Origin of the sequence: Bradyrhizobium sp. SHOUNA76 (assembly GCF_023006445.1) — a bacterium.
GTDB lineage: Bacteria > Pseudomonadota > Alphaproteobacteria > Rhizobiales > Xanthobacteraceae > Bradyrhizobium.
The window spans coordinates 15823-37846 of the sequence record NZ_JALBHA010000002.1 but is presented as its reverse complement, the minus strand read 5'-3'; the positions used below and the strand labels follow the sequence as shown (position 1 = coordinate 37846).

Here is a 22024-nt window from a genome sequence, read left to right as displayed (position 1 = left end):
GGTTTTTCATTTCCCGTCTTTACATTCTGGTTGGACCGTCTATATGCATTTGTCAACGAGAATTTGAACGATCGTGCGAATAGCGCGATGCCAAGACCGGGAGGTCTTAATTGTCTGACGGTCAGCGATCCATAACAATCATCGGAGCGGGGCAAGCGGGTGGCCGGGCCGCGGAGGCTTTGCGCGCTGCACAATTCGCCGGGCCCATCACATTGATCGGGGGCGAAAGGCATCTGCCTTACGAGAGGCCACAGCTGTCAAAATCCATGTTGGTCGACGGAGCCGCTCCAAAGTTTATCCGGTCGTCTGAACAGTGGGCTGAAATCGACGTCGACCTCCAAGTCGGAGCGAATGCGGTCGCGTGCGATCCGGAACGTCGCGTTCTGGCGCTGCAGGATGGTCGGGAGTTTCGGTTCGACAAAGTTTTGCTGGCGACCGGTACGCGGCCGAGGCGCCTGACCACCTTGGAGGTTGGACCGGTTCCCGTCGCTTACCTCAGGGACATCGACGACTCGATCGCGTTGCGGAACAGGATGGCCGCAGGGGAGCGCGTGCTTCTTGTCGGAGGCGGGGTGATTGGCCTCGAGGTTGCTGCCGCTGCCGTGTCGCGCGGTTGCCCAGTCACCGTCGTCGAAGCGGCAGCGGACGTCTTTGCGCAGGTGGGATCGTCGACCATCAGCGCTTTTTTTCGGCGGCTGCACGCCGACCGGGGTGTGTCGTTCATTTTGGGAAAGACGGCGGTCGCCAATGTCGAAGGTGGAGTTCGATTATCGGACGATACGTTCTGCGCGGCAGATCTGATCCTGATCGGAATAGGGGTTGAGCCCTCGCTCGATCTGGCCCGCGCGCTCGGCTTGCCTTCCGAGTCCGGCATCCGGGTCGATTCTGCCGGCGCGACGGACATCCCGGGAATCTACGCAGCGGGAGACGTTGCGCTGCAGTGGAGCCGGTTCAACGAACGGTGGATGCGGATAGAGAACTGGGCGAACGCTCAGGATCAGGCTGCGGCCGTCGCCAAGTCAATGATCGGTCTGGAGCAATGTTACGAGCCGACGCCGTGGTTCTGGACGGACCAGTACGACGTGAACCTTCAGGTAGTTGGCACCTTGAACGGCGTCGAGGAGATCGTTCGCGGCAACACTGAGGGTCCCAAATTCTGCGTCATCGGTCTCCGCGACGGCGAGGTTGTCGGCGGCGCCACGATCAATTCGCCGAAGGACATGGCCGTACTTCGGCGATTGGTGAGTATGCGCAAGCGCCCATCACGGAGCGATCTCGAAAACCCGACCTTTGATCTCAAGCGAGCACTCGTATCCTGACTAAAGGAGAAAGACATGAACGCGACCGCCACTCCAAACGAGCCTGCCATTCTCGTCGATCAGTCGAAAAATATCTTCAAGGTGGCAAGAAGAAATTTTGTCGATCCGGAGATCCTCGCCGCCGAGAGGGAGCGGATCTTCGAGCGTAGCTGGCTGTATCTGGGACATGGCTCCGAAATCTCCAAGGCGGGCGATTTCGTTACCCGTAACGTCGCCGGCCGCGGTATCCTGTTCACACGCGATGCGAAGGGCGAGCCGCGCGCAATTCTCAACACATGCCCCCATCGTGGCATGCAGGTCTGCCGGGAAAAGAAGGGGAGCACAAAATCCTTCCAGTGCTTTTATCATGGCTGGATTTTCGGCCTTGACGGCAAGTTGCGGAGCCAGCCCGGCGAAGAGGGCTACAATGAGGACTTCAAGACGCGCGAAACCTCGCACATGACGCCGGTTCCGCGCTTCGAATCCTATCGCGATCTCTATTTCGTCTCGTTCGATCGCAACATCATGCCGCTTTCCGACTACTTGGCTGGCGCGAAAGAATACATCAATCTGATTTGCGATCAGACCAGTCGCAGCATGTCGATCACGCCGGGTACGCAAGAATATTCGATCAGGGCCAATTGGAAGCTCCTGACCGAGAACAGCGTCGATGGCTATCATGCGACGACGACGCATGCGTCCTATTTTGACTATCTCGGCGGAACGACGGGAGCGCCGATCGGCGATCCGGCCACCCGTCCTCCAGGATATGGCTACGACCTCGGAAACGGGCACGCCGTGATCGAGTATCCCGCGCCCTGGGGACGACCTGTTGCTCATTGGATCGCGGCCTGGGGCGAGAAGGGGCGTGCCGAGCTTGACAGCATCTTTGCTGAACTTGCTAGCCGGGTAGGACAGCAGCGGGCCACGCGCATCGCAAAGCTCAATCGCAACCTGTTCATCTTCCCCAATCTCGTCATCAACGACATCATGGCGGTCACCGTCAGGACCTACTATCCGTCGGCCCCTGACTACATGCAGGTCTCCTCGTGGTCTTTGGCCCCGCAGGGAGAGAGCGAATGGCTGAGCAAGTATCGTCTGCAGAACTTTCTCGAATTTCTCGGGCCCGGGGGATTCGCGACGCCTGACGACGCGGAAGCACTCGAGCATTGTCAGCGGGGCTTCTCCAATTTCAAGGATGTGCCCTGGAACGACATCTCGAAGGGAATGAATACCGACAGGCCGCTACATCGCGACGAGCTCCAGATGCGCGCGTTCTGGACGCAATGGAATCGGATGATGTTCCCGGCACCCGTTCCGCAGAAGTCATCGGTTGCAGCTTGAGGAGGAACGACAATGACAACCGAAGTGACCCGCGCGGATGTTGAGGATTTTCTCTTCCATGAAGCCGATCTGCTGGACCAGTGGCGGCTGCCGGAATGGCTCGAACTCTTCACGGAGGACGCCGAATACCAAGTTCCCTGCATGGATCTGCCGGCCGGCGCCAATCCTGACACCAGCTTGTTCTATATTGCGGATGACCGTTTTCGGCTCGGCGAGCGCGTCAAGCGCCTCATGAAGCGAACGGCTCACGTGGAGTTTCCTCACTCGAAGACACGTCACATCGTCGGAAACGTCCGCCTCAAGTCGCGTTCCGACCATGACATCGATGTTTCGGCCGTGTTCACGACCTATCGCAGCAAAGACGGGGTCACCGATCTCTATCTGGGCAGCAGCGCCTATCGACTGATGCCACATGATGGGAGCTTCAAGATCAAGAGCAAGCGATGTGTTCTGGATGCGGATGCGCTGCGGCCAGCCGGCCGCATCAGCATCGTGCTCTAAGCCCGACACATCAACTGGAGCAACCAATTGTCCCAAAAACTGGAAGGAATGGCGGCGATCGTGACGGGTGCCGCGCAGAACATCGGATTTGCGATTGCGGAGCGGCTACAGAGCGAAGGCGCAAGGCTGCTCATTGCAGATGTTGACGAGGCGGGCATTCGATCGGCGGCGGATCGCTTCGCAACGGCTGGTCGACCGAGGCCGGTGGCGTTCGCCGGCGATCTGTCGAAAGAAGCCATCGTCGAGTCAATGGTCGAATCGGCGTTGAAGAATCTGGGTACGATCGACATTCTGGTCAGCAACGCGGGCGGGGGAATTCTTCGTCCGTTTCTCGAACATACGCCAGAAACTCTGCGCACCACCGTCGACCGCAATCTTTGGACGGCGGTATGGAGTACCTACTACGCCCTGCCCGAGATGCGGAAGAAGAAATACGGCCGCGTCGTCAGCGTCGGCGCAGACTCCATCCGGAACGGTTTGTGGAACCACGCGGGGTACAATGCCGCGAAGGGCGGGGTTCATGGAATGACCACCGGCCTTGCCCGGGAGTTTGCTGCCGAGGGCATTACTTTCAACGTCGTGGCCCCTTGTATGGTGGCGACGGAGAACGTGAAGAAGGCCATGGCGAGCGCGCCAGAGTCGATGCGGAAATATCTCGACGTCATACCGATGGCCCGCCCTGCCGAGATGGAAGAGGTCGCATCCATGGTCGCGTACCTGGCCTCGCCGGAAGCGTCCTTCGTCACGGGCCAGGTCATCAGCGTCAACGGTGGGAGCACGATGCTATGAGTTCCGCCGAGACCGGCAATCGTGTGAAGATCTGTCAATCTGTCGAGTTGAACGAGGGAGACATCAAGGGCGTCGATCTGCCAGACGGTCAGCGGGTGGCCCTGTACAGGGTGGGCGAGACGATCTACGCCACTTCCGACACCTGCACGCATGGCGAGGCGTCACTTTCCGAGGAGGGCTTGCTTTCGGGCCACGTGGTCGAATGCAGTTGGCACTTCGGAACGTTCGATGTCCGGACGGGGGCCGCGTTGACGTCACCGTGCAGTATCGCGCTTAAGACCTTTCCAGTGGAAGTCGTCGATGGAGACGTCTATGTCTGCTATTGAGCGGAAGAAGCGTCAGGCGAGCCGATCCGGCGGGAAACGTACTCAGGCGGAGCGGTCGCAGGCCACTCAGAAGCTCATCCTGGATGCTGCGGTCCGCATCATGGCGCGCAAGGGAACGGCAGGGTTGAGGACGGGCGACGTGGCCAAAGAAGCCGGCGTCTCGGTCGGAGCTCAATTGCATCATTTTCCGACCAAGCGCAATCTGGTGGTTGCAGCCTTCCAGCACGTTAACGAGCGCTCCACCGAAATGAGCAACCAGCGCGCTCGGTTTGCCCGGCGTGCGCCGGATCCCGACGCCATCATCGCGGCGATCGTCGCGGACGCTTCGGATTTCTTCTTCGGCAAGGGGTTCTTTATCGAAATGGGTCTCGTTTTCGGCGAGGCCGACGGAGAGTTGCGGAAATTCGTCCGGAAATCGTCCCGGCGATCCCGGTTCTTCGTCGAAAAAACCTGGATCGCAGCGTTGGAGGCCAGAGGACTACCCAACGACATTGCGAGCGACATCCTCGCGCTAACACTTGGCATCGTCCGCGGCTTCGTGATGCGGCGTCTTATCGATGACGATCCGGCTCGGCGTGAGCATTTGGTTCGCGTATGGACCGATATGGTCAAAGCCTATCTTTCGACCCGGCTCGCGGCAGAGCAATTGGCGAGAGTTTATGCCGCGCCGGATCGCGCCGACGATGACCCCGGATGCCGAAACGCGCCTGTCGTGGCCCTCGCAATGACGCGGACGGCCGGCATCGGGCGACGGAAAAAGACGAAGGAGCGGCCATGAAGAATATCTCCATCGCCCAGGTCTGCTATGTGCGTCTTGGGGTCTCGAACCTGGCGGAGAGTGCGCGCTTTGCCAAGGAAACGGTCGGGCTCGAACCGGTAGGGGGTGCCCATGGCGAAGCCGCGTTCCGCTCAGACAGCATGTGCCATCGCGTCTGCCTTACGGAGGGCTCTCCCGATCGGCAAAGCCTGGGGCTCGAGCTGACGGACGAGGCCGACTTCCATACAGCCAAGGAGTTGCTCGCAGCGGCAGGATATCCAGTTCGCGAGGCCGATGCGGATGAGTGCAAGCGTCGTCATGTGCGACGCGCATTGATCACGCAAGACGGATCGGACAACGAGATCGATATCGTCGCGCGGCCCGCGCAAAGCGGGCGTCGCTACTTCCCGTCGCGGGATGCCGGAATCACCGGTTTCCAGGGGGTGGGCCTGCGAACCGTCGCGCTTTCGCAGGACCTGAAGTTCTGGACCGAAGTGCTGAACGCGCGCGTGAGCGACAGGGCGGGCGACATCACATATCTTCAGATCGACGACCGGCACCACAGGGTGGTGCTCTATCCGTCTAAACGCAATGGCATCCTGGACGTCGCATTCGACGTCGAGAGCTTCGATTGCGTGATGCAGGCCAACTACTTCCTCAAGGAGCGTCAAATCAAGGTGCTGCAGGGCCCGGGCCGCGAGACCGCCTCGGGACAGACTTTCATCCGCTTCCAAGGACCGGACAACCTCATGTTCTCGTATGTCCATGGGATGGACAATGTCGGTGGCCGCAGACCGCGTCAATTCAACCTGCGAAACGAGTCGTTGTGCCTTTGGGGAAGCCACTGCGCGGACGTTCCAGAACTCCGCGCGTCCACGATCTAACCGGGAAAGAGGAGGTTCGAATGATCGAGCTGAAGGAGATCACCTACGTCAGGCTGGGCACGGCGGACCTGGAGTCGGCCGAAAAGTTCGCCACGAGCTGTCTCGGACTGGAGGTGTCGGATCGAAGCAAAAAAGGCGTTTATCTTCGGTCGGACGAGCGCGCCCATACACTTTACTATTCGGATGGCAATCCGGAGGAGCAGACTGTCGGTTTCGAGGTTGAAAGCGAGGAACAGCTGCAGGCGGCTGCCGCCACATTGGAAACCCTGGGTCACGCTGTGCATGCCGGGACAGCGGAAGAATGCGCTTCGCGGATGGTGAAGGCATTCATCGGATTCAAGGATCCGACGGGCAACAGCATCGAATTGGTGGTGCGCCCAGATCTGAGTGGTCGCCGGTATTTCCCGACCAGGGACGTCGGGATCACGGGATTCAGCCACATAGGGTTGAACACGACGAACCCGGTCCGGGACGAGAGGTTCTGGACCCAGGTCTGCAATGCCAGGGTGAGCGACCGGATTGGAGATCTGGCGTTGCTTCGCGTAAACGCGATACATCATACGCTCGCGCTTGCCCCTGCGACCCGGCCCGGGATTCAGCACGTGAACCACCAGGTCGCGACGAACGACGATGTTCTGAAGTCGTACTACTTCCTGAGCGAGAAGAACGTACCCATCATCTTCGGGCCTGGCCGACACCCCACGTCAGGAGCGCGCTTTCTCTATTTCACCGGTCCGGACGGCATGACGTTCGAGTATTCTGTCGGGGTGGACGAGATCGAGGACGAGGAGACGCATCGTCCGCGAAGCTTCGCGTTCGAGCCGACGAGCATCTGCATGTGGGGATCGAAACGGATCGGCGCAGGCATTCCGATGCCGCCCAAAAACTAGCTCTGTAGCGGCTGCCGCGAAGGAGACGGATCGAAGCATGCAATCTTCTTCGACGACGAGCGAGCAAAACGGAGATGTTCCGGACGGGTTCGTTACCGTCCGGAACGCGGGTGCTTTCGCCGATCGGAATGGGCCACTCTATTTGCGGCTCTCCGATTCCACCTTGGGGTTTTGCGTTTCGTCAGCGCATTGCAATCCCGTCGGTGTTTGCCACGGCGGATGGCTAGGTACCTTTCTCGACATGCAGATGCCGTTGACGGCGATGCGAGAAGGAGGCTTGGAAAGCCAATTCTTGCTGACGGTGAGCCTGTCCATGGACTTTCTTGCGTCCGGCGCAAAGGGCTCTTGGGTCGAAGGACAGGCGACGGTGTTGAAGCGCTCCAAGACCCTGTTCTTCATTCAGGGACTGGCGGTAAGCGGCGGGGTTCCGCTGCTCCGCGCGAGCGGAGTCTACAAGATGGTTCCCGCCGACCGATCTCGCGATGTACCGAAGGCGTTGAAGTGACAATCTCCCCTTCCGCGAGGGTCATGGAGGCAAGCGGCGAAGAGGGACGATGCGCACCTCTAAACCGCCTGCGCCCCGACGTTGTCAAAACAGTGTCTCGCCTCGCGTGCGCCTTGCCGCTAGATCTTTGGCGATGATGACCTGCTGGATCTGGCTGGTGCCCTCGTAGATGCGCAGCACTCTTACGTCACGGTAGAGCTGCTCGACCATGTAATCCGCGATATATCCGTTACCGCCATGCACCTGAACAGCTCGGTCTGCCACTCGGCCGACCATTTCGGTGGCGAAAAGCTTGCACATCGATGCCTCGCAGGTGATCCGCTCGCCGGCCACCGCCTTTCGCGCAGCAGTCTCCACCATCCCTCGTGCGGCGAACGCTTCGGTAAGGGAGTCAGCGAGCATGGCCTGCACGAGCTGATGGCGCGATATCGGAACGCCGAACTGTTGCCGTCCGTTGGCGTAGTCGGTCGCATTCTCGATCAGGCGGTAGGCCAGACCGACGCAGCAAGCGGCGATGAACAGTCTTCCTCTATCGAGCCCCTTCATCGCTGCGTCGAGACCGACCCCGGGCTTTCCGCCCAGGAGAGCATCATCCTCCACGTGGCAATCCTCGAAGACGACATCGCATATAGGCGCTCCATGTTGCCCCATCTTGCGCTCCGGCTTGCCGATCTCCATGCCGCGGGTGCCGGGTTCGACCAGAAACCCGCTCAATGAAGTCTTTCCGGTCTCGTCCGTCGTCCGGGCAAATACCGTAAAGAGACCTGCGAAGTTCGCATTGGATATGAAGCGCTTCCGTCCGTTGATCGTCCAGCCCTGGACCGACCGTTTGGCCGTGGTCTTCACCGCCTTTGCATCCGAACCGACGTCAGGCTCTGTGAGTGCGAAGGCGGCAATCAGTTCGCCACTGGCGAGCCGGCTCATATAGCGTTCCTTCTGCCCGGAGGTTCCGGCGTGGCGGAGGCATTGACCGGCCACGCCGTTGTGGATGCTGATGAAATTCCGCATGGCGGGGCTGGCCCGTCCAAGCTCGAAACCGATCAGCACCTCCTGCAACGCATCGACGCCGAGGCCGCCATACTCCTCGGGATAGGTTAGGCCGAAAAGACCGATATCCCGGACCTCCTGCAGGAGGTCCGCCGGCGGGCGCTCAAGGCTCGCTATCTCGCGCTCCCGCGGAATGAGGCGCTCGGCGACGAACCGTGCGACGGTGTCGCGCAGCAGCGAGAAGGTTTCGGAATCTATGGACATGGGGCGCCTCGCGGAGAGGGGTGATGTTGCAGAACAAATCGCACGAATGTGCGAAGATCGATAATACGGCTTTTTGCACTTGGCAACCGGCCGCAAGCGGAATGGAGGAGTTGTACGATCGTGCGAAATGTGGATAGCTAAGCAAATCGAAGACGCGTCGGGAAAGTAGATGCCTTTGAGCCCTCAGGCGCACGGTACGCCAACCAGCTGCCAAGCCCTCTCCGTCAGTTTATCGAGATGGAGGGGCGCCGCTGTGCTCGGCACCGGCGCTTTCGAATCGCATATCGAGGTCGCTGGTCAGGCGGCGAGGTTGCAGGACAATGGCCCTCGGCCTGTCGCGAGGAGGGATCTGGCGCAGCCGCGATGGCGTCTATGGATATCGACGTTGCTGGAGCTTTGGGGGCCGGCGTCGTGCATCGCCGGGGCGAGCTTGCTGGACGATGTCCATCTGCCGCGGCGGACGGTACTGGCGCCAGCAGGTTGACAATTTGCGATCCGGAAGAAGCGAATGACGCACGCGATAAGAGTGTACGAGCATGGCGGTCCGGAGGTCATGCGGTGGGAGCTTTGCGATTTCGGCTCGCCCGGTCGCAGTGAAATTCTCGTCCGGCACGTCGCCGTCGGCGTGAACTTCATGGATATCTCGCAGCGGCGGGGGCGCTCGCCGATACCCATTCAACTGCCCGGCGGTTTAGGCAACGAGGGGGCCGGCATGATTGAGGCAGTCGGACCCGGGGTCACGGATCTGGCCGTCGGTGACCGGATCGCCTATGCAGGTGGCGGTGCAGGCGCCTATGCGGAGCGACGCGTGATTCCGGCTCACCTGGCAGTAAGACTTCCAGACGAGGTCGCCTTCGAACAAGCCGCGGCCATGATGCTGAAGGGCATGACCGCCCAGGTCCTCGTGAAACGGATTCACAACACGAGGGCCGGAGATACGGTTCTTTTCCACGCGGCGACCTCCGGGGTCGGACTGATAGCCTGCCAGTGGCTAAAGCATCTCGGAGCGCGAGTTATCGGGACGGTCAGCTCGACTGACAAGGTTTCGCTGGCGCAAGAGCACGGTTGCGATCATGTGATTGTATACACGCAGGAGAATTTCGAGAGTCGGGTGGTAGAAATTACCGGCGGAGCCAAGGTTCCGGTCGTATTCGATAGCCTTGGCGCGGCAACTTTCTTGAAATCGCTGGACTGTATCCAGCCCCGGGGCCTCGCCGTTCTCTACGGGCAGGCGTCCGGTCCGGTCGGACCGATGGATCTCGGCCTGCTCCAATCGAAGGGATCTCTCTTCGTCACGCGACCGAGCCTCAGTGCGTACACGTCGGACCGAGCGAGCCTCCTTGCGACCGCTCATGACCTGTTCGATGTGGTACGAAGCGGAGCGGTGAAGATCACGTTGAGGGGCAGCTATCCGCTACGCGAGGCCGCCGCGGCGCATCACGAAGTGGAGCAACGGAAAGCAGCCGGATCGACGGTCCTTCTGGTTAATTAGGGCATTTCCCCGATTTCGGAGCCGGCCGGTCCGCGTCAAGCAATGTGATCACATTCCCAGCAGGGTCGGTGATGTCCATCTCGTACTCGCGCGTCCAAGGTGCGCTTGCTGCGGTGCGAGACAAGTGACCGCTCGAGACGAGATATCGAAGGCATTCCTGGATGCCGTGAACGTGAAATCGGATGTTCGTACGCGTCTCCGCCAGCGCTCCCGGAAGAGTCACCAATTCGATACGCTGCTGCCCGGCCACCGTAAACACCTTGACCCCGTCGGCGCGAGGCTCTTCCTCAAGACCGAGCCCATCCGTGTAGAACCAAATCGTCTTCTCGATCTTCTCGACCGGCACCATGATCCGGATGGTGTTCATCGGAACGATCCCTTGCAGTAGGTACTTCACGCATTCTGCGGCGGCGTCATTCTAGCACCGCATCGGGGCAAATCCATCTCATTCTGCACGATCGTGCGGCGCGGGAGCTGCAATCTCTCCTTAATTGCACGGTCGTACGAATAATTTACCTGAAATTCACGACGGATGACCAATAAAGCAGCTGGGATATGCCGGCCGCGGCCGCTTGTTTGGGGGCAAGAGATGTTCACTAAGCTATCGATCCGAACAAAGATCGTGAGCGCCTTCTGCGTGATTGTGGCCGTGGCAGCAGGCCTGGGGCTGTTCTCCATTCGGCAGATGGAGCACATCAACCAGCGTACGATCGACATCGAGACGCGCTGGCTTCAGCGTGTCAGGCTGGCCGGCGAATTGAGGGCTTGGACGCTGACCTATCGCGGCGTAGTGAGGGCCCATATCCTGGCGGTTGACGCTGCCGGGAAAACCGCCATGGACAAGAATTTCGACCTCCTGATGGCGTCTTTGCAGACGACCTTCGATGCTTACGAGCCCATGTTGTCTGAGGGTGAGGAGAGATCGCTTTATGATCAGTTCAAGGCTGCTTGGCTCAACTACTACGCTGGCACGCAAGAGGTTTTGGTTGCGTCGCGAAAAGGAAATGAACCGGCGGCGCGGGACCTTCATGGGAAGATATCTCCTTCGGCTTTGAAGGCGGACGAATTTCTCGCGAAGATCGTTGCATTCAACAATCGTGGAGCTGAGCAAGCTGGGCGGGCGGCAGCCGATACTTACACCTCGGCCTATCGCTGGGTCTTGGCCGGGCTCATCTTGACGATCATCACCGGTTTGATGACGGCATTTACGCTGACGCGAGATGTGTCGCGTGGCATCGCTTCGGTGATTGCTCCGATGCGAGCGTTAAGTGGTGGCGATTTCACGGTTGGGATCCCTCATCAGGGAGAGCGGACGGAAATCGGAGTTATCGCAGATGCCCTGGGGATCTTTAGAGATGCGCTGAAGGAAAAGAAGGCGGCCGATGATGCGGCGTTAGCGAGTTCCCGGGCCGAACTGCAGCGGTCCGCCAGGATCGAGCGCGTTACGGTCGCGTTCGAGAGCACAATTGGAGAGGTCGTTCGCTCTCTGACATCTTCATCTGTCGATCTGGAGGGGGCTGCCGGTACGCTCAAATCAAATGCCGCTGTCACGCAGGCTGGTTCCGAAGGCGCGGCCGATGCATCCAAGGAGGTGTCGGCCAACATCGGCTCGGTTGCCGGCGCTACGGTAGAGATCGGTTCCTCCGTCTCAGAGATCGGCAGGCAGGTCCAGGAGTCGAATGCGATCGCTCAGGAGGCCGTGCGCCAGGCGAAGGATACCGATGTGAGCATCTCGACCCTGGTTGCGGCCGCGGCGCGGATTGGCGACGTCGTCCGTATGATAGGCGCCGTGTCCGAGCAAACCAATCTCTTGGCTCTCAATGCCACGATCGAGGCCGCCAGGGCGGGAGAGGCCGGTCGAGGCTTTGCAGTCGTGGCCTCCGAGGTCAAGGCGCTTGCCTCCCAGACATCCAAGGCGACCGAGGAAATTGCGGCGCAGATATCCGAGATGCAGGCTGCGACCGAAAATTCAGTGCGTACGATCAGCCAAGTTGGCGCCACGATAGGTCGAATGTCTGAGACGTCTTCAGCAATCGCCGCGGCGATTGAGGAGCAGGGCGCCGCGACGCGGGAAATCGCCAGGAACGTTCAATACGCGGCGGCCTGCAGCGGCAACGTATCGAGAAGCATCTCAGAGGCGAGCCAGGGCGCCGCGCGGACAGGGGAGGCTTCCAATCAGGTCCTGTCGGCAGCTCAGCTCCTGTCCAAGGAGAGCGACAGGTTGAAAGGCGTCGTGGAGGAATTCCTGACCGCCGTTCGCGCGGCCTGAGGGAAGGCGAGCCGCGCTTGCCGAGGCTCGTGATGCGCGAGGTCCCGCTTGCTTCGTTCCTTGAACCATGTAAAATCGCACGATCGTGCGGTAATGCATGGGCCGGGCCGATTTATTCGTGCGCCGGGGGTCAGATAGGAGGAACGGGATTGAAGGCTTACGAGCTACAGGATGCCTCCGGAATCTCTGGCCTGCGACTTGTGGATAGGCCGGTGCCCGCCTGCGGACCGTACGATGTACTGGTTCGCATCCGCGCTGTGACGTTGAACTATCGGGATCTTCTCACTGTCAAGGGTGGATATGGCTCGCGTCAGAAGTTCCCCCTCGTGCCTTTGTCTGATTCTGTTGGCGTAGTGGAAGAAGTGGGGCAAGGCATCACGAAGTTTCGCCCCGGAGACCGGGTGATAGCCAGCTTCTTCGAGAGTTGGCTCGGCGGCGATCCGACGGCGGAAAAGCTGTCGCGCGCATTGGGCGGCTCCGTCGAGGGCGTCCTCGCGGAATACCGCGTTTTCGCAGAGAGCAGCCTCGTGGCTGCACCGATGCATCTATCCGACCCGGAGGCGGCGTCCTTGCCATGTGCAGCTCTAACCGCCTGGTGCGCAGTGGCAAAATTCGGCGGGATCGGCCCGGCAGACGTCGTTCTCACCCAGGGAACGGGCGGCGTCTCGCTCTTTGCGCTTCAGTTTGCCAAGTTTTCGGGAGCGCAGGTAATTGCGACCTCTTCCAGCGAAGAGAAGCTGGCCAAGTTGAAGGCGATGGGAGCAACCCAGACCGTGAACTACAAGAAAGTGCCTGAATGGGGCAAGCTCGCGCGAGAGATGACAAACGCCCGCGGCGTCGATCTGGTCGTCGAAGTGGGCGGCGTTGGGACATTGAACGAATCGATACGAGCGACGCGGATCGGGGGCGCGATCGCCCTTATCGGGGTCCTCGCGGGCGGCGCAGCGAGCGAGCTCCGTTTGCCTCTCATCGTCATGCAGCAACAGCGCATCCAGGGCGTGACTGTGGGGTCCGTCGATGATCTTCGCAGAATGGTCGCCGCCGTTTCAAACAACAAGATGCGGCCCGTCGTCGACAGGATCTTCCCCTTTGAGGCAGCAAAGGAAGCGTTCAACTACATGGCTTCCGGGAAACACTTCGGAAAAGTGGCCATCTCCGTGGGATGAGCCCAGCTGAAGGGTTGAACTGATGATCCGGCACTCGACGCAACGAGCGAAGACAGCAGAATGCTTCCGCGAAGCTCGAGCATATGACGACGTGCACGAACCGATCTTCGGCATCTGTCATCAGGGGTTGTTGGACGACCCGCGTCGGGCGGAGCCGAATTCCGGTAGGGGAGCTTGACCGATTGATAGACCTTTACTTCGCGCCTACGCCAAACGGGTGGAAGATCTCGATCATGCTCGAGGAGCTTCGGTTCCCATACCGGGTGCTTCCGGTCGACCTGCGCGGTGGCGGCCAGTTCGAACCAGGGTTTTTGAAAATCAGCCCGAACAACCGGATTCCGGCCATCGTGGATCACGCGCCAAGCGACGGCGGAGACCCGCTATCGGTGTTTGAGAGCGGGGCAATACTGATCTATCTCGCCGAGAAGGCGGGTCAATTGCTGCCTTGCACCGCGAGAGGCCGCTCCGGCGTCGTTCAGTGGGTGTTGTGGCAAATGAGCGGCTTCGGACCGATGCTTGGCCAGCACGGTCATTTCGCCCTCTACGCGCCTGAGAAGATCCCCTATGCCATCGACAGATATCGCGACGAGGCAGCCAGGCTGTACGGTGTGCTCGATCGCCAGCTTGCTGTAACGGGTGAGTATGTCGCCGGCGATTATTCGATCGCGGATATTGCTTGTTTCCCCTGGGCCATGACCCACTAGGCGCAAGGGTTCACGCTCGATGACTTTCCGGCCGTAAAGCGGTGGTACGCTGAGGTAAGAGCCAGAAGCCAAGTGCAGGCAGGGCTTGCCGTGGGGAAATCTGTCAAGGAACCGCTCGACGAAGAGGCGCGCCGCAATATCTTCGGTGAGCGCGCCAAGCAACTGCTCACCAGCAGAGGCGACGGTGTACTTCGAAAAGGTAGAGGAACTCAGGCCGAATGATCGAATTCTTCTTCGACTGTTCCAGTCCCTTCACTTATCTCGCATTTCATAACATTCAGCCGCTGGCGAGGGAGTTCGGCGTCGACATCGTTTGGCGGCCTATCCTGGTGGGCGCCGTCTTCAATACCATTAATCCGTCGGTGTACGCCAGGCGCGACAATCCGATTCCAGCGAAGACGAACTACCTGAAGAAGGATATCGGCGATTGGGCCCGTGCGGCCGGCCTTGCCATCAAATGGCATCCCGCCGTTTTTCCTGTGAACAGCGTCAAGGCCATGCGTGGCTGCATATGGGTCGGCAAGGAGAAGGCGGTGCCGTTCGCACGCGCAACGTTCGAAGCCTACTGGGGTTTCGACCAGGATATCGCTCAGGATAATGTCTTGAGTGATATCTGCGCGAGAGTGGGGATCGAGCCGAACGAGTTCTTCGCCGGCATCGCCAGGCCGGAAATCAAGGATGAGCTCAAGGCCAATACTGCCGAGCTGATGGAGCGTGGCGGCTTCGGCTCGCCGACCATATTCGTCGGCGGTACGGATATGTACTTCGGCAACGACAGGTTGGCTCTGGTTCGCGAGGCGCTGGCCCGCCGGGGGTAAAAGACCGGAGAAGGGCATTTTCCCAGTTGCGATAATCGCACGATCGTGCGAAAAGAGAGCCGGCCGGTGAGGTAGACTCCGGCCCACGAGGCGTAGAGGAGACGAGCGATGGATTTCAATCTGCCGGCGGAGGATGATCCTCGACGCGTTGAGGTGCGGAAATGGTTCGAGGCGAATCCCAATCCGACCTATGCTCAAATGGCCAAGCAGGGATACGTCGTGCCGCATTGGCCTGCTCCCTGGGGGCTGAGTGCCGAGCCTGAGTTGCAGCTCATTATCGACCAGGAGATTGAGCGCGCCGGTGTGGTGCACCCGATGAAGGTCAATTCGATCGCGGTCAATCAGTGTGGACAATCACTTCTGACCCACGGGACCGAGGAGCAGAGGCAGAAGTTTCTGCCGTCGGCGCTCGCATGTGAAGCCAAGTGGTGCATGCTCTTCAGCGAGCCATCTGGTGGATCGGATCTGGGTGCGATCAGAACGACGGCTCGGAAGGAGGGTGATCACTATGTGATCAACGGTCAGAAGACCTGGAATTCGGTCGCCAACAAGGCGAAGCTGGGCGTTTTGATCGCCCGCACGGATCCGAGCGTACCCAAACATAAGGGCATGTCGGTCTTCCTCATTGACATGAAAACTCCAGGCGTGGAGGTCAGGCCCATCGTCGATATGACGGGGGAAGAGCCAGAATACAATGAGGTCTTCCTGTCGGATGTCCGCGTGCCGGCTGATCGACTTCTCGGAAGGGAAGGAGACGGATGGCGGATCGTGTTGGAACAGCTGCAGACGGAACGCATGGGCATGACGAAGCCGGGGGCGGTGTGGGGCTTTGGTCCCACCGCGCGCGAACTCATGACAGGATTGATGGAGACGGGAAAGATCAAAGATCCACTGGTTCGCGACGAAGCGGCGAAACTCTACGTCGAGGGGGAACTGCTGAGGCTACTGACCTACCGCAACCTCAGCAACCGCATCAACGGCAAGCCGGCGGGTCTTGAAGCGAACGTCGGGAAGATGTTGGCTTCACCACATGGACAACGGCTGTCGGACCTCGCCAAACGAACGCAAGGCCCGGAAGGAATGGTCCGAAAGCCAGACGTGTTGCCGTTGCCGAAGGGCAATTACGGGCTCTTCAGCAATTGGGACTACTCTTACTGGTTCGCCCCTGCTGCGACGCTCGGCGTCGGTACTCAGGAGATCCTCAAAAACGCGGTATCAGAGCGGATGTTGGGTTTGCCTCGCGATGTCGATCCGACCGCCAGAGTACCCTTCGACGAGAGCGCGCGCACACCGCTCAAAGCCGCGAGCTGAGGATAAGGAGTATTCACCATGAATTTTACGCTCAGCGAGGAAAACGAGGCCCTTCGGGACGTGGCACGGAACTTCCTTGCCAAGGAGGCCAGCCTCGCGAAATTGTTGGTACCGGGCGCGACTGTGGAGCAATCCGGATACGATCAGCTTTGGCCGAAGATCGTCGAGCTGGGATGGCCGGGCATCGTCATTCCCGAACGCTTCGGCGGCCTCGGAATGACCTATATCGATCTCATCATGATCGTTGGCGAAATGGGCCGGACCCTGGCCGCTGCACCCTTGTTCGGCACGCTCGCCGGCGCCTGGGCGATCGAGCGGGCAGGCAACGAAAAGCAAAAGGCAGAGCTGCTGGGCGAAGTGGCTGCCGGCAGGTTGAAGCTGGCACTGGCCGTTTCGAACTCCGACGGATCGATCGCAGCAGATCAATCCGACGCCACGGCTCTCAAGGACGGCGAATCCTATCTCCTATCGGGCAGCAGATCGTTCGTGGTCGATGCACAGTCCGCCGACAAGATCGTCGTCATGGCCAAGATCGGTGCCGACGACAAGTTTTTCTTGATTGACAGGAACGCAAAAGGCGTCGCCGTCGAGGTTCTGGACTGGCGAGATCCGACGAGGCAGGTCTGCTCTCTTCGGCTCAACGGCGCGCGTGGCGAGCTGCTCGAGGAAACCGCCCCCGAGACATGGGGCTGGATCCGCAATCGTCTGTATCTACTCCTTGCGGCCGAAAGCGCCGCGGGAACGGAGAAGGCTCTTGCGGATGCCGTCGCTTACGCCAAGGAGCGCGTCGCCTTCGGCCGTCCGATCGGCTCCTTCCAGGCGATCAAGCACCAGTTGGCCGAGGTGGCGGGCATCAGCGAATGCGCAACCGCCGGCGTGCACTATGCCGCGTGGGCGCTGACCGAGGACGACGGGCGCGTCGATCTGGCCTGCGCGATGGCCCAAAGCTACGCAAGCGAGGCCTATCGGGATGCAACCCACCGCAATATCCAGGTTTTCGGCGCGATCGGGTTCACTTGGGAGATGCCGAACCACTTGTATTACAAACGGGCGCGCGCCAACGCCGAATTGCTCGGAGCGCCGCGGACGCAACGTGAAGAGATCGTGCGTCTTATCGAGCGCAATGCCAAGCTCCTGGCAGCATAGTGGCGCAAGCCGCGAGGGCTTCCACGTGCGGCAAGTCGGGATGATCTCTTTTGTGCGACAGGAGCCCTGAAGCAAGGAGGCTCCTGCGTTCGTCAGTTGCGGTCGCTTTGCCCCTCCGTTGGTCTGGCAGAAGCCGGTCGACCGGCACCTCGCTTTGCCGTTGCGCAGGAGCTTCTCTGGCTCCCACGAGACCTCGAATAGGGGACTTGCGTCGTGTCCACAAAGTTGAATGACGAGAGTCTCGTCGCGCACTATGAATCTATCCGAAAGCAGGTGGATCTAGATCGTGCGCTTTTGAATAGGGGCGTAAAGCTCGTCTTTGCTCACGGTGAGGCGGTGAAGAAGCGGGCCGGCGAGCTCGAAAGCGAGTTGGTCAGGCGAAAGATAAAAATTCGGCCGATAGAGTGGTGCTTTTGAACGCGCAGCTCCAACTTTAGCCGACCTCTAGCACGATCTTGCCGATGTGCCGGCCGCTTTCCATGTGCCGATGGGCCTCGACGACCTGATGCAGCGAAAAGTTCCGGTCGATCACCGGTTTGAAAGTTCCTTGCCGAAGGAAGGGGATGGCGTTCGTCTCCACCGCATGGGCCAGGCGAGCCTTGTCTTCCACCGATCGCGGCCGAAGTGTGGAGCCGGTGTAGACGAGACGTTTGAGCATCAGGGTGCGGAAGCTGGCTTTGGCGACCGGCGAATCCATGAATCCGATCTGTACGATACGTCCTTCAACGGCGGCTGCCTCGAAATTCTTCTCGATGTTCTCCCCGCCGACCATATCCAGGATGACGTTGGCGCCCGCTCCGTTGGTCGCGTGCAGCACCTCAAGCACGAAATCGTCATTCTTGTAGTCGATTGCGACGTCCGCGCCGAGTTCCCGGCAGATGTCGCATCGCTTCCCCGAACCGGCCGTGACGATGACCGTCGCTCCAAATGCCTTGGCAAGCTGAATCGCGGTGACCCCGATTCCCGAAGCGCCTCCATGCACGAGCAACGTTTCCCCGGCTTGCAGACGGCCTCGTTGAAAAACGTTGTGCCAGACCGTCATGAAGGCTTCAGGCACCGCCGCGGCCGCCAGCACGGCGAGCCGTGAAGGAACGGCGAAACTGTGAGCTTCGTGAGCCAGGCAGTACTGTGCATAGCCGCCTCCCGAAACCAGCGACATCACGTTGGCGCCGAGGCTGAATCGCGAGACGCGGTTTCCCCTGGCAACGATTTCGCCCGCGACCTCCAAGCCCAAGATGTCGCTTGCACCGGCGGGAGGCGGGTAGTGACCGCGTCGCTGCGCGATGTCGCCCCTGTTCAATCCGGCTGCGGCCACCCTGATCAGAACCTCGTGCGGGCCTGGCAGGGGAATCGGACATTCTTCGATCAAGAGTGCCTCGGGACCACCCGGGACGGGGGCCCTCACTGCAAGCATGGTCGGGGGGAGCTTAGGCACGTCGGTCCTTTCATTCACCCTGGGCAAGACCAGCCTTCTGGAGGCTGATGGCTGCGGCTTCACTTGCTATCGCTCAATCGGGCGACGATCGATATCGGCGTGGCTCAACGGCAGTCTTGACCAGACGATCCGCCCCGGTCGCTGAGGAACCGATAGGCCTCCTTGACCACTCCAAATGGAAGGGACGACACAGCAGCAATGACGAGAAGTATTCGATCGTTCGAATGTTGACAAGAAAAATAGCACGATCGTGCGAAAATGGCCTGCCAGGAGCATGCCGGGACCGGGGCCGTTGTGAGGAATTGCACTGCCGGCACGAAGTTTTGCACGAGTACGCCGGTAGGACCTGTCCCTTTGGGCTAGTCATACCCGAAAATAGGAAGGGACCATATGCAACCGCGACGGCTGGACGACATCATCGTCGATCCCCAAACCTACGCTGCGCCGGAGGCTTACGAGGAGATCTTCACCAAGCTGCGATCCGAAGAGCCGGTGCGCTGGACCGAGCCCGAAGGCTATCGGCCGTTCTGGTTGGTATCGAAATATCACGATGTGCTGGAGATCGAGCGCCAAAACGACAAGTTCATCAACTGGCCGCGACTGAACCTCGTATCAATCGAGGAAGAGGAGAAGGTGCGCGCCGGCTCGGGGAAGGGAAGCACCAACCCGCTTCGGATGCTCGTCAACATGGACGATCCGGAGCATCGACCTCACCGTGCGATTGCTCAGTCGTGGTTTATGCCGCCAAACCTTCGCAAGCTGGAAGGCAATCTTGCAAGCCTGGCAACGGAATTCGTCGACAAGATGGACGAACTGAACGGATCCTGCGATTTCGTAAATAGCGTCGGCGTCTGGTATCCGCTTCGCGTCATCATGCAGATCCTTGGCGTCCCTCGCGAGGACGATCAAAAGATGCTTGCGTGGACCAAGGCCGTAACGGGATCGTTCGATTCCGAGATGAGCGGCGCTCTTAGCGGCGTCGCGTCGCGTCAGGCGGCGATCCAGGAGTTCTTCCGGTATTTTGGCGTGCTCTCGGCAGAGCGGCGCAAAAATCCCACCGATGACCTGGCGACCGTCATCGCCAATGCCAAGCTGGACGGCAAGGATATCGGTGAATTTCAGGCGTCATCCTACTACTTCATCATAGCAACGGCCGGGCATGATACGACAAGCTCGACCGTTGCAGGCGGACTGCTTGCATTGTTGAAAAACCCCGCAGAACTCGCCAAGCTGAGGAATAACGTTGATTTGCTCCCGGCGGCTATCGAGGAGATGTTGCGCTGGGTGTCTCCTGTCACGCACTTCTTTAGGACGGCGACCGAGGACTATGTCCTGCGCGGAAAGCATATCAAGGCGGGCGACTCCTTGATGTTGAGCTATCCTTCGGCAAACCGCGACGAGGAGGTGTTTCCCGAGCCGTTTGCATTCAAGGTGGATCGCACTCCGAACCGTCACGTGGCGTTTGGCTACGGCCCCCATCTATGCCTGGGCATGCATCTGGCCAAGATGGAGATGAAGGCGCTATACCGTGAATTGCTGTCTCGCCTCGAGCACATCGAGCTTGACGGAGATCCGGACTGGATCAAAGCGAACCTGATCACCGGCCTGAAGCGCCTGCCCATCCGCTACAGGCTCCGCCGAAGCGCGGACTGATATCGCTGTGTTTTGAGAGGAGCTGCGGAAAAGCTCGGGGGCGGGACCGCAGCGAATCTACAAGCCCAACCGGCGGACTGGGCGGCGCCGCGGCCGGCGTTCGCCGCAAACGGTTGCAGCGTTCGCACAATCGGGCAGGAGCATAAGACTGGAAGGTCCGTCGTTCCCCGCTGCGACAATCTCGGCAGGGCTCCCTATTGACCATAACCGCACGAATGTGCAAATTGTATGGCAATAACAGGTTCGGCATGAGAACCGGCCAACCAATCGGTTTCGCGAGGGTTGAAGGGAGGGAGTCGTATGGAAGGCGACCTGGCCTCGAGGCGGACGGATTCGCGGGACCTGGAAGCAAGACAAGCTCCGAACGAGCCTTGCCACATTTGGCCTTGGTCTGCTGGTGCTGAGCCGGAGATGCCTCTGACGTTCGGAACGCCGATCGAGCCCTTCCATCCCGGCTATCGATCGTTTGCCTCTCCAGACGATTGGTTCGAAGCCATATCTCCGCACTTTGTCGGTGCACGATTTGCGCAGCGAACCGGGCGGCTTTCCTTGAGCGCTCGCTTCGACGCAATCGCCGATACCACGCTGGTGGACATGCATGTGCGTCAGTCCGGCTTTAGGCAGGGACAGCGTGGCTTTTACGTGGAGGGATGCGCGAAGCATCGGTATTTTGCGCTTTGGCTGGCAAAGGGCGCCGCGAGCCTCGCTCAGTCGCACAACGTGATCGATCTGACCGCCGGCCGTTGGGTGCTGGTCAAAGCGACATCCCCTTGCGAATTCGGGGTGCGGGACGGCGGACGGTGCATCGGGATCATGTTGCCTGAACGGCACGTCGGCGCGTGGGCGGATCTCATCGGGGAGGGCGGTCGTCTCCTATCGCCGTGCGAAGATGGTGACATGGCTGCGGCGATGCTGACCGAGTTGCTGGAGCGGTCCACCGAGCTCAGTCTGCGGGCCCAGCAGTCATTCGAATTGTTGCTGGTCGATCTATTGGACTCTGTCCTCAACAAGTCTGCCCCGACATATCGGGACAAGGGCAAGCCGGACGTTCTGCCGGCGAAGCTGAGGCGTGCAAAGGAGTTGGTCGCGGCTCAGTTGAGTAATCCTGCACTGAGACCGGAAGACATCGGACATGCAATTGGGGTCTCGCGTCGCGCCTTGTACAATCTGTTCGGCCAGGTAGGCGAGACTCCCATGGGATACGTCCGGGAGCAGAGATTGAAGGAAGCGGCGCGCCGCCTGCGCAATGCAAGTCTGACGGACGCCACAGTCACCAGGATCGCCTACGATCTTGGTTTTGCGGATCCATCACACTTTGCGCGCTTGTTCCGCGCGCAATATGGAATGAGTCCGCGGCAATGGGGCACCGCGACACCCGACCGATAAACCGCGAATTCTGTCGGATGCCCAGGAAGCTTCCAGCGGCTTGCGCCACCATGCGCAACGATTGCATCTCTTGCACAAACTTATGCACGCACGCACCGG

The 22024-nt window shown here is 60.0% G+C and carries 20 protein-coding genes and 1 pseudogene; 18 read left to right on the top strand and 3 right to left on the bottom strand.

Translation table 11 applies throughout. The annotated features are described in order from the left end of the window. Positions 1-110 precede the first annotated feature (110 nt). From MOV74_RS00760 to MOV74_RS00720, 9 genes are read left to right on the top strand one after another with little or no spacing between them, the layout of a single operon-like run. A complete protein-coding gene (locus MOV74_RS00760) occupies positions 111-1319 on the top strand; it encodes an NAD(P)/FAD-dependent oxidoreductase (RefSeq protein WP_246916569.1) in 1209 nt (402 codons plus the stop codon). A 15-nt stretch (positions 1320-1334) separates the two neighbouring features. Further along, on the top strand, positions 1335-2642 hold the full coding sequence (locus tag MOV74_RS00755; RefSeq protein ID WP_246916567.1) for a Rieske 2Fe-2S domain-containing protein: 1308 nt from the start codon (positions 1335-1337) through the stop codon (positions 2640-2642). Between the two features lie 12 nt (positions 2643-2654). Next, entirely contained in the window at positions 2655-3143 is a 489-nt protein-coding gene (locus MOV74_RS00750) for an aromatic-ring-hydroxylating dioxygenase subunit beta (protein ID WP_246916565.1), read from the top strand. 27 nt (positions 3144-3170) lie between these two features. Beyond that, positions 3171-3932 carry an SDR family NAD(P)-dependent oxidoreductase gene (locus MOV74_RS00745; protein ID WP_246916563.1) on the top strand — a complete coding sequence of 254 codons (762 nt, stop codon included), beginning with the start codon at positions 3171-3173 and terminating at the stop codon, positions 3930-3932. Further along, complete coding sequence (locus MOV74_RS00740) at positions 3929-4258, top strand: non-heme iron oxygenase ferredoxin subunit (protein WP_246916561.1); 330 nt, start codon at positions 3929-3931, stop codon at positions 4256-4258. Before MOV74_RS00745 ends, MOV74_RS00740 begins: the two co-directional genes overlap by 4 nt. Continuing rightward, positions 4245-5036 carry a TetR/AcrR family transcriptional regulator gene (locus MOV74_RS00735; protein ID WP_246916559.1) on the top strand — a complete coding sequence of 264 codons (792 nt, stop codon included), beginning with the start codon at positions 4245-4247 and terminating at the stop codon, positions 5034-5036. Before MOV74_RS00740 ends, MOV74_RS00735 begins: the two co-directional genes overlap by 14 nt. Beyond that, positions 5033-5899, top strand: coding sequence for a VOC family protein (locus tag MOV74_RS00730; RefSeq protein WP_246916557.1), 867 nt, complete (start codon positions 5033-5035; stop codon positions 5897-5899). Before MOV74_RS00735 ends, MOV74_RS00730 begins: the two co-directional genes overlap by 4 nt. A gap of 20 nt (positions 5900-5919) precedes the next feature. Further along, positions 5920-6789: a VOC family protein gene (locus MOV74_RS00725; protein ID WP_246916555.1), complete on the top strand. Its 870-nt coding sequence runs from the start codon at positions 5920-5922 to the stop codon at positions 6787-6789. A 37-nt stretch (positions 6790-6826) separates the two neighbouring features. Further along, positions 6827-7294, top strand: a complete 468-nt coding sequence (locus MOV74_RS00720) for a PaaI family thioesterase (RefSeq protein ID WP_246916553.1) — start codon at positions 6827-6829, stop codon at positions 7292-7294. Between the two features lie 84 nt (positions 7295-7378). Here MOV74_RS00720 and MOV74_RS00715 read toward each other — a convergent pair whose 3' ends face one another. Next, positions 7379-8545 carry an acyl-CoA dehydrogenase family protein gene (locus MOV74_RS00715; protein ID WP_246916551.1) on the bottom strand — a complete coding sequence of 389 codons (1167 nt, stop codon included), beginning with the start codon at positions 8543-8545 and terminating at the stop codon, positions 7379-7381. A gap of 508 nt (positions 8546-9053) precedes the next feature. On the opposite strand from MOV74_RS00715, the gene MOV74_RS00710 reads away from it, so the two are divergent. Further along, positions 9054-10037, top strand: coding sequence for a quinone oxidoreductase (locus MOV74_RS00710; RefSeq protein WP_246916549.1), 984 nt, complete (start codon positions 9054-9056; stop codon positions 10035-10037). Here the strand turns inward: MOV74_RS00710 and MOV74_RS00705 are convergent. Beyond that, positions 10030-10404 carry a VOC family protein gene (locus MOV74_RS00705; RefSeq protein WP_246916546.1) on the bottom strand — a complete coding sequence of 125 codons (375 nt, stop codon included), beginning with the start codon at positions 10402-10404 and terminating at the stop codon, positions 10030-10032. The genes MOV74_RS00710 and MOV74_RS00705 overlap by 8 nt on opposite strands. 222 nt (positions 10405-10626) lie before the next feature. Here MOV74_RS00705 and MOV74_RS00700 point away from each other — a divergent pair, with 222 nt between their 5' ends. The 6 genes and pseudogenes from MOV74_RS00700 (at position 10627) to MOV74_RS00675 (ending at position 17451) form a co-directional block, all read left to right on the top strand. Continuing rightward, on the top strand, positions 10627-12306 hold the full coding sequence (locus MOV74_RS00700; RefSeq protein WP_246916544.1) for a methyl-accepting chemotaxis protein: 1680 nt from the start codon (positions 10627-10629) through the stop codon (positions 12304-12306). Between the two features lie 149 nt (positions 12307-12455). Continuing rightward, the gene (locus MOV74_RS00695; RefSeq protein WP_246916542.1) at positions 12456-13472 is read left to right on the top strand and encodes an NAD(P)-dependent alcohol dehydrogenase; all 1017 of its coding nucleotides are present in this window, start codon (positions 12456-12458) and stop codon (positions 13470-13472) included. 182 nt (positions 13473-13654) lie between these two features. Beyond that, a pseudogene (locus MOV74_RS00690) lies at positions 13655-14398 on the top strand (glutathione S-transferase N-terminal domain-containing protein). Then, the gene (locus MOV74_RS00685; protein WP_246916540.1) at positions 14395-14994 is read left to right on the top strand and encodes a 2-hydroxychromene-2-carboxylate isomerase; all 600 of its coding nucleotides are present in this window, start codon (positions 14395-14397) and stop codon (positions 14992-14994) included. The pseudogene MOV74_RS00690 and the gene MOV74_RS00685 overlap by 4 nt, the downstream one beginning before the upstream one ends. Before the next feature lie 108 nt (positions 14995-15102). Next, positions 15103-16305: an acyl-CoA dehydrogenase family protein gene (locus MOV74_RS00680; RefSeq protein WP_246916538.1), complete on the top strand. Its 1203-nt coding sequence runs from the start codon at positions 15103-15105 to the stop codon at positions 16303-16305. A gap of 18 nt (positions 16306-16323) precedes the next feature. Further along, the gene (locus tag MOV74_RS00675) at positions 16324-17451 is read left to right on the top strand and encodes an acyl-CoA dehydrogenase family protein (RefSeq protein WP_246916536.1); all 1128 of its coding nucleotides are present in this window, start codon (positions 16324-16326) and stop codon (positions 17449-17451) included. Between the two features lie 433 nt (positions 17452-17884). Here MOV74_RS00675 and MOV74_RS00670 read toward each other — a convergent pair whose 3' ends face one another. Continuing rightward, positions 17885-18886, bottom strand: a complete 1002-nt coding sequence (locus tag MOV74_RS00670; protein ID WP_404979099.1) for an NAD(P)H-quinone oxidoreductase — start codon at positions 18884-18886, stop codon at positions 17885-17887. A 390-nt stretch (positions 18887-19276) separates the two neighbouring features. Here MOV74_RS00670 and MOV74_RS00665 point away from each other — a divergent pair, with 390 nt between their 5' ends. Further along, entirely contained in the window at positions 19277-20539 is a 1263-nt protein-coding gene (locus MOV74_RS00665; RefSeq protein WP_246916534.1) for a cytochrome P450, read from the top strand. A gap of 411 nt (positions 20540-20950) precedes the next feature. Further along, entirely contained in the window at positions 20951-21925 is a 975-nt protein-coding gene (locus tag MOV74_RS00660) for an AraC family transcriptional regulator (RefSeq protein ID WP_246916532.1), read from the top strand. Positions 21926-22024: the final 99 nt, after the last annotated feature.

Coding starts and splice junctions, on each gene's coding strand:
- MOV74_RS00755 (WP_246916567.1), top strand. CDS start 1,335: ATGAACGCGACCGCCACTCCAAACGAGCCTGCCATTCTCGTCGATCAG.
- MOV74_RS00750 (WP_246916565.1), top strand. CDS start 2,655: ATGACAACCGAAGTGACCCGCGCGGATGTTGAGGATTTTCTCTTCCAT.
- MOV74_RS00740 (WP_246916561.1), top strand. CDS start 3,929: ATGAGTTCCGCCGAGACCGGCAATCGTGTGAAGATCTGTCAATCTGTC.
- MOV74_RS00735 (WP_246916559.1), top strand. CDS start 4,245: ATGTCTGCTATTGAGCGGAAGAAGCGTCAGGCGAGCCGATCCGGCGGG.
- MOV74_RS00730 (WP_246916557.1), top strand. CDS start 5,033: ATGAAGAATATCTCCATCGCCCAGGTCTGCTATGTGCGTCTTGGGGTC.
- MOV74_RS00725 (WP_246916555.1), top strand. CDS start 5,920: ATGATCGAGCTGAAGGAGATCACCTACGTCAGGCTGGGCACGGCGGAC.
- MOV74_RS00720 (WP_246916553.1), top strand. CDS start 6,827: ATGCAATCTTCTTCGACGACGAGCGAGCAAAACGGAGATGTTCCGGAC.
- MOV74_RS00715 (WP_246916551.1), bottom strand. CDS start 8,545: ATGTCCATAGATTCCGAAACCTTCTCGCTGCTGCGCGACACCGTCGCA.
- MOV74_RS00710 (WP_246916549.1), top strand. CDS start 9,054: ATGACGCACGCGATAAGAGTGTACGAGCATGGCGGTCCGGAGGTCATG.
- MOV74_RS00705 (WP_246916546.1), bottom strand. CDS start 10,404: ATGAACACCATCCGGATCATGGTGCCGGTCGAGAAGATCGAGAAGACG.
- MOV74_RS00700 (WP_246916544.1), top strand. CDS start 10,627: ATGTTCACTAAGCTATCGATCCGAACAAAGATCGTGAGCGCCTTCTGC.
- MOV74_RS00685 (WP_246916540.1), top strand. CDS start 14,395: ATGATCGAATTCTTCTTCGACTGTTCCAGTCCCTTCACTTATCTCGCA.
- MOV74_RS00680 (WP_246916538.1), top strand. CDS start 15,103: ATGGATTTCAATCTGCCGGCGGAGGATGATCCTCGACGCGTTGAGGTG.
- MOV74_RS00675 (WP_246916536.1), top strand. CDS start 16,324: ATGAATTTTACGCTCAGCGAGGAAAACGAGGCCCTTCGGGACGTGGCA.
- MOV74_RS00665 (WP_246916534.1), top strand. CDS start 19,277: ATGCAACCGCGACGGCTGGACGACATCATCGTCGATCCCCAAACCTAC.
- MOV74_RS00660 (WP_246916532.1), top strand. CDS start 20,951: ATGCCTCTGACGTTCGGAACGCCGATCGAGCCCTTCCATCCCGGCTAT.